General features: G+C 40.3%; 21 protein-coding genes. 3 read left to right on the top strand and 18 right to left on the bottom strand.

The window, feature by feature from the left end; genetic code table 11:
• Window positions 1-62: 62 nt before the first annotated feature.
• Complete coding sequence (locus MKX41_RS07125; RefSeq protein WP_340969281.1) at window positions 63-1,088, bottom strand: LacI family DNA-binding transcriptional regulator; 1,026 nt, start codon at window positions 1,086-1,088, stop codon at window positions 63-65.
• Window positions 1,089-1,414: 326 nt separating this feature from the next.
• Here MKX41_RS07125 and MKX41_RS07120 point away from each other — a divergent pair, with 326 nt between their 5' ends.
• Window positions 1,415-2,467 carry a 2,3-butanediol dehydrogenase gene (locus tag MKX41_RS07120; protein ID WP_042187954.1) on the top strand — a complete coding sequence of 351 codons (1,053 nt, stop codon included), beginning with the start codon at window positions 1,415-1,417 and terminating at the stop codon, window positions 2,465-2,467.
• A gap of 79 nt (window positions 2,468-2,546) precedes the next feature.
• On the opposite strand, the gene MKX41_RS07115 is transcribed toward MKX41_RS07120, so the two are convergent.
• The 3 genes from MKX41_RS07115 to MKX41_RS07105 form a co-directional block, all read right to left on the bottom strand.
• Complete coding sequence (locus MKX41_RS07115; protein WP_339271085.1) at window positions 2,547-3,143, bottom strand: GNAT family N-acetyltransferase; 597 nt, start codon at window positions 3,141-3,143, stop codon at window positions 2,547-2,549.
• The gene (locus MKX41_RS07110) at window positions 3,140-3,820 is read right to left on the bottom strand and encodes an HAD family hydrolase (RefSeq protein WP_340969279.1); all 681 of its coding nucleotides are present in this window, start codon (window positions 3,818-3,820) and stop codon (window positions 3,140-3,142) included. Before MKX41_RS07110 ends, MKX41_RS07115 begins: the two co-directional genes overlap by 4 nt.
• Window positions 3,821-3,970: 150 nt before the next feature.
• The gene (locus MKX41_RS07105) at window positions 3,971-5,419 is read right to left on the bottom strand and encodes an MDR family MFS transporter (RefSeq protein WP_339803623.1); all 1,449 of its coding nucleotides are present in this window, start codon (window positions 5,417-5,419) and stop codon (window positions 3,971-3,973) included.
• A gap of 152 nt (window positions 5,420-5,571) precedes the next feature.
• Here MKX41_RS07105 and MKX41_RS07100 point away from each other — a divergent pair, with 152 nt between their 5' ends.
• Window positions 5,572-6,120: a PadR family transcriptional regulator gene (locus tag MKX41_RS07100; protein ID WP_076285812.1), complete on the top strand. Its 549-nt coding sequence runs from the start codon at window positions 5,572-5,574 to the stop codon at window positions 6,118-6,120.
• A gap of 60 nt (window positions 6,121-6,180) precedes the next feature.
• Here MKX41_RS07100 and MKX41_RS07095 read toward each other — a convergent pair whose 3' ends face one another.
• From MKX41_RS07095 to msrA, 4 genes are all read right to left on the bottom strand, one after another.
• On the bottom strand, window positions 6,181-7,587 hold the full coding sequence (locus MKX41_RS07095; protein WP_340969277.1) for a sensor histidine kinase: 1,407 nt from the start codon (window positions 7,585-7,587) through the stop codon (window positions 6,181-6,183).
• Entirely contained in the window at window positions 7,584-8,291 is a 708-nt protein-coding gene (locus tag MKX41_RS07090) for a response regulator transcription factor (RefSeq protein WP_340969275.1), read from the bottom strand. The genes MKX41_RS07095 and MKX41_RS07090 overlap by 4 nt, the downstream gene beginning before the upstream one ends.
• 21 nt (window positions 8,292-8,312) lie before the next feature.
• Window positions 8,313-9,503, bottom strand: a complete 1,191-nt coding sequence (locus MKX41_RS07085) for a cell wall-binding repeat-containing protein (protein WP_340969274.1) — start codon at window positions 9,501-9,503, stop codon at window positions 8,313-8,315.
• Between the two features lie 172 nt (window positions 9,504-9,675).
• Window positions 9,676-10,188 carry a peptide-methionine (S)-S-oxide reductase MsrA gene (gene msrA / locus MKX41_RS07080; RefSeq protein WP_340969273.1) on the bottom strand — a complete coding sequence of 171 codons (513 nt, stop codon included), beginning with the start codon at window positions 10,186-10,188 and terminating at the stop codon, window positions 9,676-9,678.
• A gap of 163 nt (window positions 10,189-10,351) precedes the next feature.
• On the opposite strand from msrA, the gene MKX41_RS07075 reads away from it, so the two are divergent.
• The gene (locus tag MKX41_RS07075) at window positions 10,352-11,260 is read left to right on the top strand and encodes an aldo/keto reductase (RefSeq protein ID WP_340969272.1); all 909 of its coding nucleotides are present in this window, start codon (window positions 10,352-10,354) and stop codon (window positions 11,258-11,260) included.
• A 54-nt stretch (window positions 11,261-11,314) separates the two neighbouring features.
• Here MKX41_RS07075 and MKX41_RS07070 read toward each other — a convergent pair whose 3' ends face one another.
• The 10 genes from MKX41_RS07070 to MKX41_RS07025 all read right to left on the bottom strand — a co-directional run bounded on the left by MKX41_RS07070 (window position 11,315) and on the right by MKX41_RS07025 (window position 17,694).
• Window positions 11,315-12,121: a class I SAM-dependent methyltransferase gene (locus MKX41_RS07070; protein ID WP_340974835.1), complete on the bottom strand. Its 807-nt coding sequence runs from the start codon at window positions 12,119-12,121 to the stop codon at window positions 11,315-11,317.
• 56 nt (window positions 12,122-12,177) lie between these two features.
• Complete coding sequence (locus tag MKX41_RS07065) at window positions 12,178-12,807, bottom strand: class I SAM-dependent methyltransferase (RefSeq protein WP_042187938.1); 630 nt, start codon at window positions 12,805-12,807, stop codon at window positions 12,178-12,180.
• A 74-nt stretch (window positions 12,808-12,881) separates the two neighbouring features.
• Window positions 12,882-13,280 carry an RrF2 family transcriptional regulator gene (locus MKX41_RS07060; RefSeq protein ID WP_042127470.1) on the bottom strand — a complete coding sequence of 133 codons (399 nt, stop codon included), beginning with the start codon at window positions 13,278-13,280 and terminating at the stop codon, window positions 12,882-12,884.
• Window positions 13,281-13,389: 109 nt separating this feature from the next.
• Window positions 13,390-13,794, bottom strand: coding sequence for a hypothetical protein (locus MKX41_RS07055; RefSeq protein ID WP_340969271.1), 405 nt, complete (start codon window positions 13,792-13,794; stop codon window positions 13,390-13,392).
• 67 nt (window positions 13,795-13,861) lie between these two features.
• Window positions 13,862-14,635: a DUF817 domain-containing protein gene (locus MKX41_RS07050; RefSeq protein ID WP_340969269.1), complete on the bottom strand. Its 774-nt coding sequence runs from the start codon at window positions 14,633-14,635 to the stop codon at window positions 13,862-13,864.
• Between the two features lie 26 nt (window positions 14,636-14,661).
• A complete protein-coding gene (locus MKX41_RS07045; RefSeq protein WP_042127462.1) occupies window positions 14,662-14,868 on the bottom strand; it encodes a helix-turn-helix domain-containing protein in 207 nt (68 codons plus the stop codon).
• Window positions 14,869-14,878: 10 nt separating this feature from the next.
• Window positions 14,879-15,352 carry a DUF2975 domain-containing protein gene (locus MKX41_RS07040; protein WP_339271072.1) on the bottom strand — a complete coding sequence of 158 codons (474 nt, stop codon included), beginning with the start codon at window positions 15,350-15,352 and terminating at the stop codon, window positions 14,879-14,881.
• 204 nt (window positions 15,353-15,556) lie between these two features.
• Window positions 15,557-15,772 carry a helix-turn-helix domain-containing protein gene (locus MKX41_RS07035; RefSeq protein ID WP_340969267.1) on the bottom strand — a complete coding sequence of 72 codons (216 nt, stop codon included), beginning with the start codon at window positions 15,770-15,772 and terminating at the stop codon, window positions 15,557-15,559.
• 10 nt (window positions 15,773-15,782) lie between these two features.
• Complete coding sequence (locus MKX41_RS07030) at window positions 15,783-16,265, bottom strand: DUF2975 domain-containing protein (protein ID WP_076298949.1); 483 nt, start codon at window positions 16,263-16,265, stop codon at window positions 15,783-15,785.
• A gap of 229 nt (window positions 16,266-16,494) precedes the next feature.
• A complete protein-coding gene (locus tag MKX41_RS07025) occupies window positions 16,495-17,694 on the bottom strand; it encodes a hypothetical protein (protein ID WP_340969266.1) in 1,200 nt (399 codons plus the stop codon).
• Between the last annotated feature and the right edge of the window lie 14 nt (window positions 17,695-17,708).

Genomic DNA, 17,708 nt, shown 5'->3' with positions numbered 1-17,708 from the left:
CCTCATTTCATATTCCCCCATCAACTTACTTAGTATTAAGTCTAACAGGATTTAGAGGATTTTCAACCTGTCGTACTACGCTTAACCGAAACACTAGACTCTCGCACAATTAAACGCGGATCAAGCTGCACCCTTTGGTAGTCGCCCGTAATATTATCCTGAATGCGTTGCAACAGAAGCTGAGTAGCCAATCGGGCGACTTCATTGCCCATGATCGAGACCGAACTAATCTGCGGACTTGTAATGGTTGTCCATGCGTTATTATCCACCCCTACCACTGCCACATCCTCAGGAACACGAACGCCTAACTCTTTAAATCGGTTTACAATCCCTATAGCAACCATGTCATTTACAGCATATATTGCATCTGGCATATGGGTCAGGCTATAGAAATAATCTGCAGCTTGTACCCCCGTTTGCAAGGAGAAATCCTCGCCAAAATAAACCAAAGAAATATCCACTTGATTTAACGCCTGCTGATAGGCAAGATAACGATCTTCAATGAGATCCTTCTGAGCTCCTGCGTAAGCAATTCTAATTCGGCCAATATTGCTTAGATGTTCCATGATTAGCTGGCCCTCAAAACGTGACAGGCTTACGATATCCGCTTTCACATTCTCTGTAATGCGTTTCCCGTAGTTAATGATCGAGACAGGAACACTCGATTTATTAATTAGCTCTACCATAGTCTTGGGATAAGCAAGAGGCATGATAATGAGTCCATCAACATGTAATTTCTTGATCTCACGAATCGTTTCGAGCTCTGTCCGCGGATTTCCGGAAGTATTAATCTGAATGACTCGATATCCGTCCTGTTTAGCTGCTTGCTCCACGGACCAGGCGATATCTGGAATAATGGCATTTCGAATGTCGGGAACGGCCAGAGCGATTTGCTTCGTTTGGCGAATCTTCAGACTTTGTGCAGAGGTATTAGGTGTAAAACCCATCTCCTCAATCACTTGCAGTACTAATGCCTTAGTCTTGGAACTAATTCCCTCCGAATTATTAATCGCTCTTGAAACAGTAGCAATACCTACTCCCGCTCGTTTCGCTACATCCTCTATGGTTACTTTGTTTTTATTAGCCAAGTTGATAGTCCCCTCATTTTCGGAATCGTTTCCGTAATCATAGCTATTATTAAATCTATCCGTCTCATTCAAGCCGTTTTTGCAATGTATTTATTATAACATATATGGACTTATAAAAGCACTTATAGCAAGTACCACACAGTCTATATATGCCTGCTACCTCTAAGTTTAGGTGAAATTTTTCACTAATTTTCGATATTAATATTTTAGTATTTAAATTTGACAATATGAAAATTATGTGACATATTTGTTCTCGGAAACGTTTCCTCTTTTCCAGGAGAAAAACACTATTTATTATCAATTAATTAATCTAGGAGATGAATGATATGCAAGCATTAAGATGGCATAACGTCAAAGATCTACGGTTAGAAACGATTGAAGAACCAGCAGCACTTGAAGGAAAAGTGAAAATCAAAATAGAATGGTGCGGGATTTGTGGCAGCGATCTTCACGAATATGTAGCCGGTCCTATTTTCATTCCCCAAGGTACAGATCATCCCCTTACTGGTGAAAAAGCGCCAGTCGTAATGGGACATGAATTCTCTGGACAAATCGTTGAAGTAGGTCAAGGCGTTAGCAAGTTTAATGTTGGTGATCGAGTTGTCGTTGAACCAGTTTTTGCATGTGGTGAATGTGTAGCTTGTCGACAAGGCAAATACAATCTTTGTGAAAAAATGGGCTTCCTAGGTTTGGCTGGAGGCGGCGGTGGATTCTCAGAATACGTTGCAGCAGACCAACATATGGTGCACAAAATTCCTGACAGCTTGTCCTATGAGCAAGGCGCTCTAGTAGAACCTTCTGCAGTTGCTCTGCATGCTGTTCGTTCCAGTCAATTGAAGGTCGGAGATAAAGCTGTAGTATTTGGCGCTGGCCCTATCGGTTTGCTTGTGATTGAAGCTTTGAAAGCTTCCGGTGCAGCTGAAATTTATGTTGTTGAACTCTCAGAAGAACGTAAGAGCAAAGCTGAGGAACTTGGTGGTATTGTAATCGATCCTAAACAATATGATGTGGTTGAAGAAATTCAAAAACGTACCGATGGCGGCGTGGATGTTGCTTTTGAAGTCACAGGTGTCCCTCCCGTTCTAACACAAGCTATCAATTCCACTAAATTAAGTGGTCAAATCATGATCGTTAGTATTTTTGAAAAAGATGCTACGATTACTCCAAACAACATCGTACTTAAAGAACGTAATTTAACTGGTATCATCGGATACCGTGATGTATTCCCAGCAGTAATTAGTCTCATGGAACAAGGTTACTTCCCTGCGGACAAATTGGTGACTAAAAGAATCAAATTGAACGAAGTAATTGAACATGGGTTCGAGGCGCTTTTGAAGGAAAAAAATCAAGTGAAAATTCTTGTAAGTCCTAAACAATAACCATAAACAGCCAAGTGGCTGATCTATAGAGCAAGAGTCCTTCTCCATAAGAGAGGGACTCTTGGCTTCTTTTATATAATTATGAGTACTTCTCATTTAATAAATAGTGCAGATTCTCTTTTACCGATGGCCATTCGTTATCCAAAATACTAAAGACAACATTATCATGAATCGAACCATCAGATCTAATTCTATGCTGGCGTAGAACCCCTTCTTTTACAGCCCCTAATCGTTCTACCGCTCTTTGTGACCTCAAGTTAGTCTTCACCACTGTAAACTCTACACGAATCAGCTTAAGCTCTTCAAAACAATAGTGAAGCAGTAATGACTTAGCCTCGGTGTTCACACTCGTTCTCCAATATTCAGGTGAGATCCACGTACATCCGATTTCAGCATTGCGATGAACCAAATCCGGATGCATGATTCGAGTGGTACCGACGATTTGTCCAGTAGCTTTTTCAAGGATGACGAAGGGAATTTGCGATTCATTGTTTTGATTTGCGAATGCGGTTGTGATTAAATCCTGTACCTGCTCGTCCGACGTTATTTTTCGCCAAGTAAATTCCCAGATGTTTGGATTTCTTAATACTCTCGCTAGCCCTTCTACATGGCTGTCATCCATTGGAATCAGCTTGACTGTATTGCCCTCCAAGATTGAATTACGAGGTTGGATCATTTCGCACACCGCTCTCTTAATGATATATGTTGGATGATATCCGCAATTTCTTCTACACGATAAGCGATATGATCTGCCCCAGCATTCTCCAGTTCTTCTTTAGGTCCGTAACCAAACGTCACACCAATAGATTCTACTCCACAACCTATAGCACCGATAATATCATGCTCTCGGTCCCCAATCATCACAGCTTCCTCCGGAAGAATAGCATTCTGATCGAGTACGTACTGTATCACATCTTTCTTTTTAGAACGGGTGCCATCTAGATTACTACCACCGATATGCTCAAAATAATGATCTAGTTTATAATGCTCAAGAATTTGTTTTGCAAAAACAGTAGGCTTGGAGGTAGCTACATACAATGAAAATCCTTTATTCTTGAGGTCTTCCAGCAATTGCGGTATACCATCAATCACCATATTCTCAAGCATTCCAACGGTGCTGTAACGCTCACGGTAGAATACAACTGCTTGTTGCGCTTGTTCCTCTGAGAACTGATGCAGCTCGATAAATGAATCATAAAGAGGTGGGCCTATGTAAGGAAGAAGTTTATCCAAATGCTCGATCTGAATATCAAATTTGTTCAATGCGTATTCTACGCTTTTTGTTATGCCTTCTTTAGGGTCCGTTAATGTACCATCCAAATCAAATAAAATACTTTGTAGTCCTCTTCCCACTGCTGTCTTGCTCCCCTCAATTGATATTAATGGATGTATTTATAATACCTTCGTTTCAAGATACTTTCCACATACTTCTCACATATAAAAACATAAAAAAAGCAGATCAAGGCTAAGCCCTTGGTCTGCTTTTCTAATGTGATGCGAAGGTTATCCCGCACTTTGAACAGAAATTACACTACGCTTCTTGCGCAATAAAAACATAAGTGGTAATCCAAACAACACGATGATAGAGCCGACTACGAATACATCATTCACACCCATAGTGAACGATAATAATCTTATCGAATCTGCATTACCTGCACCTGAACTGATCAATTCTTTAGAGTGCAGTAAGGATCTTGTGGACAAAATAGAAGTGAACACCGCAATCCCAAGTGAGCTTAACACATTCCGAACCCAGTTGTTGATCGATGTGGCATGACCTGACCATTCGACTGGAATTTCCTCCATAGACGCCGTGCTACTCGGAACGTTAGCTAATCCAATACCTAAATTCCGAACAACCATTGCCCACATAATGAAGCTGTAAGAAACATTTGTATGCAGCCGGCTCATCATGAATAAACCGATGAAAATAAATAAAATACCAGCAGAAATTAACTTCACAGGCCCAAACTTTGGATACATCTTACCCACGATTGGACTAAGTAAAGCCAGCAGAATCGAAGATGGCAATAAGATAAGCCCCGTTTTAAGTGTTGTTGCTCCTTCTACCGTTTGTAAGAACAATGGAGTTAAGTAAGTTCCAGCATACATTGCTATCGTCACCAAACTATAGATACTAAGCATGGCAGTAAAGCGCCGATTTCGAAAGACACGCAGATTCAGCAATGGTACTTCCGCCTTCAGCTCGTGCAAGACGAAGAAAACTAAAAGTACGATCCCCATAAGTATTAAGGATAGGGTCTTCCATGAGCTCCATCCCCAGCTATTGCCTTGGCTAAATGCGGTTAATAAAGATAAGCTGCCCAGTACAACAGTTAGGAAGCCAGGAATATCAAATGATTTCGGAACATTCATTCGATAGTATGGAATTAACGTTACGGTTAGAATAACAGCAATGATCCCAATGGGAATGTTAATTAAAAATAACCAGTGCCAGCTAGCATACTGAAGTAACCATCCGCTAAATGTCGGACCTATGGCTGGGGCTACCATCGCGGATAGCGACCATAGGCTCACGGCGAAAGGTCTGCGTTCAGCTGGAATCACTTGGAATATAATCGTCATCGTACAGGCCATAATCAGCCCGCTGCAAGACCCCTGAAGCATTCGAAATACAATCAAAGAGGTTGGATTCCAAGCTATTGCACAGAGTAAGGAGAACATGGTGAATCCCATCAAAGCGAATAGATACAGTCGCTTATAGCTAAATCTGCCTCCCAGATATCCGGCAAGTGGTGCAGTTACTCCCGTTGCTAGCATAAAACCTGTAACCATCCATTGCATAGTGTTCAGGTTCGAATGGAAATGATTCATTAAAAGAGGAACAGCTATGTTGATGGTCGTTGTACTTAAGACAGAGACGAAGTTTCCGAAGAATATGGCAATCATTATAGGCCAAAAATGAATTTTACTTTCTTGTTTAACGTCCATGCTACCCCTCCTCATCTTTTTTATATGTCTACTTTTACATATATAATTCAACTTAAATAATGTTATAATCGTATGGATAATATGTCAATGATGACATATCGCCAAAAATCACAATGAAAACGGATTTATAATAACTGGAGGGCTTCATAGTAATGAATACACTGTCTTATGGACTTCTTGCTTTACTAAGTGCTAACTCGTTGTCTGGATATGAATTAACACAGAATATCAAACCGTTATGGCGAGCAGGACATAGTCAAATCTACCCTCTTCTTATGAGCATGGAGCAGCAAGGTTACATTTCATATCAGCTCATTGAGCAATCGGATAAGCCGGATAAAAAGGAATACTCCATTACGGAAGCAGGACTTGAGCAATTGCGGAATTGGGTGGAAACTCCAGCTGAGCCTCCAGTCCTACGGGACGAGCTACATTTTAAGCTGTATAGTCTATGGCTCTCCAAACCCGAGGAGGCAAAAGAACTTCTACAAAAACGAGCGGAGTTTTGTAAAAGTGAGCTAGAACGATACAAGGTCTTGCTGAAAGCTAACGAAGTCTTACGTGATGAACGAAGTGAGAGTCGTGAATTAAAAGCAACGACTTTTGGACGCTATTTACTCATTCGGAAACGTGTGCTCGATATGGAGAGCTCTATACAATTTTGCGAGTGGGCACTTGAAGAGCTTGAGCCAGCAAAATAGCGTTAGCTGACAACAATTAAAAAGAGACTTCGCGTACATACGCAAAGTCTCTTTTGGCTCTTACTTTTCGGATTTTGTTAATCTAGGCAGCCGTACCTCGCATCGGGTTCCAACTCCAGGCTGACTTGTAATTCGAATCTTACCGCCGTGTAATTCTACAAGCTTTTTAACAATGGATAGTCCAAGACCTGTACCACCATATTGCCTGGATCGTGATTTCTCAACTCTGTAGAAGCGTTCAAAGACATAGGGCAGTTCTTCCTCAGGAATACCTATTCCGGTATCCTCTACAATAAATAAAACGGTATCTCCGTCGACATCCTCATCTACATGGACGGTAATCTCACCTTCATCCGTATAACGGATCGCATTCTCCAGAAGATTCATCATAATCTGTTCCATACGCTTTTCATCTCCACGAACCCTATACGAAACTCCATGATACATAATCTTCAGCTGAAGTCCCTTTTCTTTGGCTTTCAATTCCACTCTGCGTACCGCTTGTTCTGCCATGTGCTTAAGATCTATCCAGTCCAGCGTAAGTGAGATTTTACCTTCTTCCATCTTTGCCAGTTCAAATAAATCTTCTACCAGATGCTCAAGCCGATGCGCTTCCTCGTGAATAATATCCAAATACAGATCTCGTTCCCCTTCGGTCTCATAAAGCCCATCCTTTACGACCTTAGTATACCCCTTCAAATAAGTGATGGGTGTTCGTAGTTCATGAGAAATGTTGGCTAAAAATTCCTGACGCGTGTCCCTATATCTTTGCAGATCTATAGCAAGGTCGTTAATAGCTCCTGCCAAAAATCCGATTTCATCGTTACTCCGTATGGAAAGTCTCGTTTCCAATTCACCGGCAGCAATTTTTCTAGTCGCCTTCTGCATCTTGATCAGCGGCCTGGATAACAACAAACTAATTATTCCCGTGATCCCTAGTGCCAATATAAAGGCCCCAATTCCTGCGAGCAACAATAGATTACGGATAGAAGCCAAGGATTGCTTCATATTCTCTGTAGAGGACATTACATATAGTGCAGACTGGATGGTTTGACCATTTGAAATTGGTTTCCCAGTGATGAAATATCTGTGTCCAGTAGGATCTGTATACTCAAAATTCACACTTTTTCCGGCAAATATCCGACTAATATCCGAAGCATTTATGAATGAACGATCTGCGCGGTCATGAACACCCGAATGGAGAATGACACTACCGTCTTTTGAAATATTAAATATACTCACGTCCGAAAACTCTGCAAAAGTACTCATCATCTGCTCGTTTGAACTATCCGGTGATTCAGCCATTCCGATAAAATGCGAGGTTAGCTCCTCAGTTTCTTTTTGCATCTCGTTGTAATAAAAGCTGGTAAACATTCGGTCTATCGTTATCCCAAGAATAAACAAAACAACTAAAAAAACAGACATAATAACTGACCCGAGCTTCAGTCCGATCATATTATTCTTCATAGATGATTACCTGGGATCTCAAATTTATAGCCTAATCCCCATACCGTTTGAACAGGATTATAAGACAGACCCGCCTTATGTAATTTCTCGCGAATATTCTTAATATGTGTGTCGATGACACGGTTCTCACCCTCATAATCATTGCCCCATAAACGCTCCACTAGTTCTTCTCTCGTAAAGACACGGTGCGCATTTTGCGCCAAGGCCGTTAGCAGATCAAATTCCTTGAGTGTAAACTCAACTGCTGTATCCAGAATATGTACCTCACGAGCATCCGGGTAAATCGCTAGCTCAGGGTAGCTCAGAACCTTTTTCAGAGGTTGTTGGGTCGATGTAAGCATTGAACGCCGTACCAAAGAATAAATTCTTGCCACTAATTCCTCTGGCTCGAACGGTTTGGTGAGATAATCATCCGCTCCTATGCCGAGACCACGAACCTTGTCCTTAGTTTCCGAGCGAGCTGTTAGCATTAGAACGGGGACAGAGCTTAACTCTCTAACGGCTTTACAGACCTGCCAGCCATCCATATCTGGCATCATCACATCCAACAGGATTAGATCAAAGTTCTGTTGTTTCAGCAAAGTGAGTGCCTCATGCCCCGTTGACGCTTCTCTAGTGGTTATTCCTTCTCTTGTTAAATAAATCCGAATTAAATTCCGCATGTTCCATTCATCGTCAACGATCAGTACCTGAAGCTTATTCAAGTTGTTCACCCTCTTCGTGGCCTAGTGACCGGAATGTGGATTGCCTCCTGCCGCCGGTGAGATTTCCAGCATATCATCGATTTCGCTTTGGGCACTTTCTTTTATTACGTTGATGTCCCCAGTTAACCAAGCATGATTATAGGGGCCTTCTGCTGGTGAATCTTGAAATTTAGGTTGAAGGGTCATCATATATTCCATCACGGAATCTGGCAACCCGTCTTTTTCCGTAAAGATAAGCGGTGCATGTTTCCCTAAATGCGAAAAAGGTGCAGCGGCGATCGCCAGCATCGTTGAATCGGTAGTCAACAAAGACAAGTTATGTCCAGGTGTCGTTATGCCCCAGCCGAAACCGTTGCTGGCGTCCTTAAAAGTAGCAAAAGCAATGGCATTCTCATAAATGTCTTTTCCAGCTATACGGGTTACTGTGCCGAATTCCTGTAATTGCTTTTCTACTGCTGTAGATACAACTTTTTCAGGTCCTAAGATATAAATCGTAGCCGAACCTCCACGCTCTTTCAAAGCATTAACGGTAGGGTCTGGAATTTCATCTTTTGTTACATAGAGAAGCGGCTCTGGCATATGGGCGATCCAATTCACTGCAGGCAGTGTGTACTCAGGACTATCCATAGAACCTACAATGACTGCCTTTGGAAGTTCACCAGAAGCTTTTGCATAATAAGTATCAATGGCTTGTGCTATAGCTGCCGGCTCGTCCCCTTCAATTCGGTCTACTTTCAGATCCAGTGTCTTTAATTGTTCTTCGACATTGGAAGCCATGGGTCCGACGAGCACTACTTTTACACCATTATTACCTTCTGCACCTAAAGGATTCAATCGCTTAAGCTCTGCTAACGTTGCCTCAGGGACACCCTCTTTAGTTGTAAAAAGAATAGGGCCATTATTCGGATGATGGATCAAATCCGCACTAACCGCGGCAATCTGCCAATTGCTTACATCCGTTAATACTACACTTGAAGGTCTGTTGTTCTTCGTCTGTGCAGTCCATAGGGTTTGTGAAACGATAACTGCTGCCTCAGTCGGGTCAGAAGTGTTTATACGAGTTGTGTTTTTTGATGCGATCCATGGTTGATCCACTGACGATATAGAAGCTTGCTTATCTGATCCAGATGGGGCATTATTGCCCGATTGACAGCCAGCTAACACTGCACTTAGAAGCAATGTTACAGCAACTATGGGTATGATTTTTTTCATCTTAAACCCTCCATTTTAATTTCTCGCTTAATTTAGAGTAGTTTAGTCTATAAATGTGTAGAAAGTATGTAGAATTTAAAATATATAAAATTTGTATATGATGCAAAAAGAGCACCTGTAAGCCATGAACGACTTAGGATGCTCTTTTACTTTAGAAATTCCGTTTCTACAATTACCAGTGTTTAGCGATAAAGGTATCCCGTCCGGATTGCTCACGATCCTCTTTATAATGCTTGGGATTCTTGTGATGATAGTCCTGATGATATTCTTCCGCTCGATAAAAGGTTGGCGCTGGAAGGATTTCCGTCACAACGGGTCCTGAGAATCTGCCACTCACAGCAACCTGCTCCTTCGATCCAAGGGCTGCTAAACGTTGTTCTTCGTTATAGTAAAAGATGGCTGTCCGGTATTGTGTTCCTCTATCCTGAAATTGTCCACCATCATCCGTGGGATCAATCTGAGGCCAATATAATTCAAGCAGCTTCTCGTATGAAAAAAGCGCTGGATCAAACGTAATTTGTACCACCTCGTAATGTCCTGTTGTTCCTGTTTTGACTTCTTCGTAAGTTGGGGTCTCGGTTAATCCTCCAGCATATCCTGATACAATCCCTTGGATACCTGGTAACTCCTCGAACGGTGTAACCATGCACCAAAAGCAACCACCTGCAAACATTGCTTGTTCCATTTGTTCAAGTCTCTCCCTATCCATCATCATCTAGTAAATAACATATGCTATGACGATAATGCTTCTAGGTTATAATGTCAAAGGAAATCATTCATTTACATTCGAATTCGATGCTTTAAGGCGTTATAATATAACAAACAACGGAATTAGAAAGGAACAACCTATGAATAAAAATCGTTTGGGTCAGTCCGACTTATATGTAAGTGAAGTAGGACTCGGATGCATGTCCTTAGGTACGGATGAGGCACAAGCCATTTCCATCGTCCATGAAGCGCTCGATCAAGGCATTAACTTTTTAGATACAGCCGATCTGTATGATGAGGGTCGTAATGAAGAGATCATTGGTAAGGCGATTCGCCACCGCCGCGGTGAGGTGATATTGAGTACAAAAGTGGGTAACCGCAGAATTCCAGGTCAAGAAGGCTGGAGCTGGGATCCATCAAAATCCTATATTAAATCCGCAGTCAAAGACAGCCTAAGACGCCTCCAAACGGATTATATCGATCTGTATCAGCTGCATGGCGGAACGATTGATGATCCGATAGATGAAACTATTGAAGCCTTTGAAGAACTTAAGCAAGAGGGGCTAATCCGATATTATGGGATCTCTTCTATTCGACCTAATGTCATTAGAGAATATGTAAAAAAATCAAATATTGTCAGTGTAATGAGCCAATACAGCATTTTAGATCGACGTCCTGAGGAGGAAATCCTCCCTCTGCTGGCCGAGCATGGGATCAGTCTTATTGCCCGGGGTCCTTTGGCGGGTGGCATCCTTTCGGAGAACGGTCGCAGTAAGGCAGAGAAGAAGTACTTAGATTACAGCAGTGAGGAGCTTCTGAAGTTGCATGATCAGCTTATCCAGGAAACGAGCCACTCTCGCCCCTTAGCACAAACTGCACTTCATTATCCTCTAGCTAATCCGTCTGTAGCGGTTATTATCCCTGGAGCGAGTAGTATGGAGCAGTTGAAGAATAATGTAACGGCTGCTAAGTCAGCCCCACTGTCTTCGGAGGAAATCGAAATGATCCGCGGGTTGAGTAAAGCGAACCGCTACACACTACATTTGTAAAGTAGTCTGTCATTTATAAAATTAAGACGCCAGTTAAGAAACTGGCGCTCTTTTTTATTTTCTTTTACCGATGTATAACAAATGGGATGAGATGCCCAAGATTGAGGGATCATTTGCTTTGGATATGAGAAAGTTAATCAAGCTCTCTTCCCCCTCTTGGTGAGTCCAATACTGTTGCTGCTCTGCAGATAACATGGCTGCAATACTTGATGAACCAATTAAATCTATCGACTCAAATCCATTCCTTTCCATGAAAGGCTGAATCTCATCAATGTTAAAATAATAAGCACCTGTAAATCGGCCCTTGTCACTATGATTAAAGATTCCGCTCTCATAGAATTCATTGATGGTGTTCATATTATCGTTCGGTTTCCACTGCTGCGGGGATTGTAACGAATTAATGGTCATTCTCATTCGACTTTGAAAAGCCACGAATACTAAGCCATCTTGCTTGGTCACGCGATGCAACTCTTTTACTGCTAAAATTCGTTCCTCTTCCTTCTGCAAATGATACAAAGGACCGAGCATCAATGAAACATCATAATTCTCATTAGGTATTCCTTCTAAATCAATAGCATTTAAGTTATGAAACCCGTCAAATTGCTTAGTTAATTCTAGTTCAGCTGCCTTTTCCGTTGCTACTTCAACTAATTTAGGTGTGATATCTGAAAGGGTTACTGTATATCCGAGCTTAGCCAGTTCCATCGCGTATTTACCGGGTCCTGCGCCATTATCCAGCACCTTCCCAGCTGATGGCATATATTTCTTGATATAATGGAGATTAATAATGAACTCTAAAGGTTCTCTATCCAGCCTGCCCCACTCGTCAAAGCTTGAGTAATAATCAATAATATTGCTCATCAACATAACACCTGCCTTCTTTTGAAATATATTATCTTCGATATGTCGAAATTTTTCTATAGTTCTTTCTTACATTTTACCATTAAAAAGTTTATCGACGGTTTATTGATCATGTCCTTGTGCGGCTCGTCAATTTCAGAGAACTCAACTAGTCCATAGGTTTCAAACTCTTGTGTAATGGATTCAGCATCATAAAAAAATATTTTCACGCCATAATCTGTCTCATAGTAATTTTTATCCAATAGAGTACCTTTTCCAAACATTGGAGCATTTTTCGAAACTGTTGTAAAAATCATATAACCACCTGGCTTTAACTGGTTGTAGCAATCCTTAATGAACTTTTCTCTTTCACTTTTATTCAACAGATGAATAAGACCATGGCAAAATATTCCTTCATAGAGGTTATTATCATACGGCATGTCATTCACTGAACCATGAAAAATGCTAATATCAATTCCATTTTGCCTCGCCAAATCAATTGCTGTTTGAGAAATCTCAATACCCGTTACATTTATCCCACTCTCTATAAAAACCTTTGCATTCCTGCCATATCCAATCCCTGGTACCAATATGTCTTTAACATTCCTCTCAAGGAAAAAGTCCTTAGTGGCGATCGCAGAGTCTGTAGGTTCAAATCCCCACATCGTTTGTTTTTCTATAAAGCTTGATTCCCAGAATTCCGTCATATTTCATTCTCCTTTATATTAAAGTCATTACGGACTTATATTATCTTTAATTATATTCAAAAAAGAACGGATCTTTACTCCGTCTTCATTGTTTTCGCCAAATCTGCAATTTTCTTGTTCTCCAAGTACTGCTCCATCTGTCTTTCAGCGTCAATAACAACCTGTTGAATCAGGCACTCGCTACCGTGATCCAAGCTACATTCGAACAAAGATGCAGTCCCTTCGATCGCATGGATAATATCCAGAAAAGAGATCTCTTCGGACTTCCGTCTGAGACGATACCCACCGTTTGCTCCGGGTGCAGATTGAATCAATCCAGCCTTGACTAGCTTGGTCATCATTTTGGACAGATAGGTTTGCGAAACACCCAGCTTCTCAGCAAGTAATTGAACACCTACAGGCTTATCGGACGCCGCCGTCACCAGATAAAGCATTGCATGAAGCGCATAGTCTGTCGCTTGGGAATATTTCATTCAGCACCTCCATTAACGACTTTGAAAATCCATAATAACTCTAATCGTTAAAAAAGACAAGCATGTGCAATCAGCTACTTTCTTCTATACTCTGGAAAGAAATTCAGATCTATATAATTTCCCTTACAACTGGTTCCGATGTTGAAATAATATCAACGACATGGTCAATACAACAGATCCCATAGTGCTTATATGGTTTTGGAAAATCCTTTGATGCGAATATTCCATTAGAAATAAAATCAAGATACCTTGATTTCTTATAAATCCTAAATGTTTTTCCGTCAAATTCCTCGTAATCATCCCAAGAAGTAAAGAATTCATTTCTAATCGAATATGCAATATAGGAGTGAAAATCAACTTGTATTATGGGAGAGCTTTTCTCACCATCTATAAATGGTTCAGCTATATCACTAGCTTTGCTTTTACAAAAAGATAACCTTAGTTGATTTACCTCCGGCTCTATTAGACCAAAGAAAAACACATCCTGCAATTCTTTTAAATCTGTATATTCCATCTCATCTCCCCCTCATCACTAATTTGTTCTTACTCCATGTACTACTATTTCCTTTGAAGACAATACTCTACTCTTTCGCGTTACGGTTAGCTTTAACATGTTTAAGCTGAGCAACTATAATGACACTAATAATGACCAGAAGGAACCATGAACTGATCTTACTGACACTAACCACATGCCATACCTGATTCTGATCTGGGTATTTCCAAGCATTAAAGAATGTAGCGATATTCTCAGCTAACCAGATAAAAAAACCTACTAAGAAAAAAGCCAGTGTCAAGGGCATCCGATAAGTAGTGTTTCGTACCCGATAAATGATCCAAGTCTTCCAAAAAACAATGAGTACAAGCCCCTTTAGCCACCAGCGAAAATCAGGAATGAAGTGATGCGTGAAAAAGTTCAGATAGATAGCTGCTCCGAGCGATCCAGCAGCAGCAAGTCCCGGCCAGCCCGTCAAATCCATTTTCAGTCTACGCCAAATTTGACACATATAGCTCGCGACGCTCGCGTACATAAACCCGCTATACAGTGGCACTCCAAACACCTTGGTTAGCCCGGGTTCAGGGTATGACCATGACCCCATTCTTATCTTATAAATTTCCAGCAGCAAACCAATAATGTGAAATACACAGATGACTTTAATTTCATCTAGCGTCTCTAATCCAGTACGGTACATAAGGTATTGAACGGTAAGCAATATAATAAGAATGGCATCATATCGGTAAATGTAAGGCAGATCTATTACGTTAGAGAGAGCTAAAGTCCCAAAGATCGCAATAGGAAATATGCAACTCATCGCCTGATGATAGCCAAAATGCAGAAACTGCGTTGTTGATTTCAATGATGCTCTCTCCTTTCCAGCTCATGCTACTCTTTTCGGTATTCTAAAATATCTCCAGGCTGACATTCTAAAGCTTTACAAATCGCATCAAATGTTGATAGTCGAATCGCTTTTGCTTTTCCATTTTTCAATATAGAAAGATTGGCCATTGTTATTCCGACCCTTTCTGTAAGCTCTGTAACGCTCATTTTTCTTTTAGCTAACATCACGTCAATATTCACTATAATCGCCATTATTTTCACCTCAGACTGTTAAGTCATTTTCTGATTTTATTTCTATGGCATTTTTCAAGAGCTTTTGAAGAACAGCAGCAAAGACCGCAATCACAATTGGAGCACAAGTCATGACAAGTCCAAGTACGATTAGACCTGGTGCATCGGCTTCCTGTGCCATTTCGTAAATAAGTGGCATACCTGCCGCATATAAGATACTGATGATGATTGCACAGTAAATTATATTTTTTAAAGCCTTAATGGATAGTTCTGAGAACGCTTTGTTCTTGTCAATATAGCTTAGAAGTCTTAACGCCTGATATAAAGCTACGAAATAGGCTATCACTGTTACATACACCCCTATAAGAACGGGATAAACCAAATACACCGGATAATCTCCAGCTGCCTTGTTAGGTATCGTAGGTAACCAAAAAATACACAAAGCAAGAACCGGAAGTCCAATAAGAATTACAACTATCTTTAAAAAGAGTGTTTCTCGTTTCATAAACTGCACCTCACAAAGTTAATAATCTGGATTCAATTTATCACATAATTTATCGTTATTCAATATATTTTGATTGTATTACAATTATTTTTTATCATTAATATATCCCCTTATTATTTTTCACCTCCAATTATTGCACATCAAAAAGGCCCCCTTCTCATAAAGATTGAGAAAAGAGCCCTGCCTCTACTATTCATTTATTTCTTAAGTCTCATCGTCACTTTTGTATTCTAAAATATCGCCAGGCTGACAATCTAAAGCTTTGCAGATCGCCTCTAATGTTGATAATCGAACCGCTTTCGCCTTTCCATTTTTCAATATAGACAGATTAGCCATTGTTATTCCAACCCGCTCCGAAAGCTCGGTCACGCTCATTTTTCTTTTAGCCAGCATCACGTCAATATTAATAATAATCGCCATTGTTTTCTCCTCAGACCGTTAAGTCATTTTCTGATTTTATATCAATAGCTTCCTTCAAAAGCTTTTGGAGCACCGCAGCAAACACTGCAATCACCATGGAAGCAAAAATCACAACCACCCCAATGACAATGAACCCTGGGGCATCATCTCTCTCCGCGACGAGATAGAAAAGTGGCAATCCCACTACATAAATTCCACTGATAGCAATTGCACAGTTCCTGATATTTTTTAATACCTTTACAGATAATTCTGAGAAAGCGTTGTTGTTGTCAATATACCCTAACAATTTGATCGCTTGATACAATGCAAAGTAAAAAGGTATCGCCGATGCATACAAATCAATGTACAAGAGATATTTAATATAGGTTTGATCAGGGTATAATTCTGCTGCATAATTCGAAATCGCAGGCACAAAAATTATACACAAGGCAAGAACTGGAAGTCCAATAAGAACAACAGCTATCCTTAAAAAAAGCGTTGATCCAAGTTTCATAAAACACACCTCACAAAGTTATTTTCAAAATTGAATCTAACATATAGTTTATCGTTTTACAATATATTTTAATCGAAAAATAGTGTTTAATGACTGTTTTATATTTTACGACTAAAAGGCCGAGCTAATTGACTATTAAAAGTCATTAGCCCGGCCTTTGTCACCTTTTTATATCTCTTTATATCTCTTTATGTCTCTTTATATCTCATTTTCTATTCTAAAAATTATGCTAGAACTGACCGAGATCGATAAAATTCAAATCCATGTTAGCTTCATCTTCAGCCTGATTTGCGGCCTCTGTTGATATTACTTTTCCTTCGTACTCAAGGTTACCGCTTGTCAAATTGAATACATATAGACGATTACCTTTGAAATTCTTATAACCCATAATATAGAGATGGTCTTGTTTAAAAGCATAGGTAATGTTTTCACTTAAATCTATATTTGTATTCTTCAGAGTAGTCTCATATTCTTTACTCACGAGATCGTAAGAAATAACAGTGAATCCTATATTTTCCTTACTCGATACAGCTTTTTGCAGGAAATAAATTTTCTGTCCATAGGCGTACATAATATTATTCAATAACATTTCATGCCCTTGGAACGTGAGCGGCGAGATTTGCCCTGTCTTGACATCCACTTGATATGCCTTTCTATGATTATCTCTACTAATCCTTAAAATCCATTGCTCAGTGTGCTCCCGATTTTGATTGGCTAGCCATGCATATTGAGTATCCCCGTCTGCCGCTACAGATTTACCGCCTGGTAACGCGAGCGGCTCATTCTTAATCTCTTTTGTGGTTAGATTGACACGGAGGATCTGCGGTTCAGATACATAACCTTTGGCACTGTGATTCATAAACACCATAGCAACAAGCTGCTGATCAATAAGCTGTACATTTTGTACATACATATCTGAAATATCATGATCTACATTGATATCGGATGTGATTTCAAGCGTATTGTTCTTCTGCTTGTTGAGTACAGAAATACTAAGCTTTGCATTTCTCTTCGCTGATGAATCATTTGATCGCTTCGTATCTACTGTCGCCTTAACATAAGCAAGCATTTCCTCATTCTCATAGAAACCAGATGTGTTTGTCTTACCGCGCATGAACTGACGATGCTCTTCAATCCACTGATCCAATTGCGTTTTCATTGGTCTTCGATTTAAACTTTGGCTAATCGCAGACTTTTCATCTGGATAATCTGTACCATTTGTCGTGATATAAGCTCGTTTGATGCCAAAAGTACTATCCTTAATCATGTAGTTTCCGTATACAGCTATACCTTCAACGAGGGAAGCATCCCCTTGAACCGTCGTCAGCTTATAATTAGGTGGTGTCTCTTGTGAAGCTTGTACATAATACGTCCCGATTGTAACAACCGCGAACACTATAAGAACGGCGGTAACCATATATTTTCTCATTCCTTAACCTCCAT

Source organism: Paenibacillus sp. FSL R5-0475 (assembly GCF_038004585.1).
GTDB lineage: Bacteria > Bacillota > Bacilli > Paenibacillales > Paenibacillaceae > Paenibacillus_AQ.
Note: the sequence above shows the minus strand (reverse complement) of the source record. Positions and strands in the feature narration are given on the sequence as shown.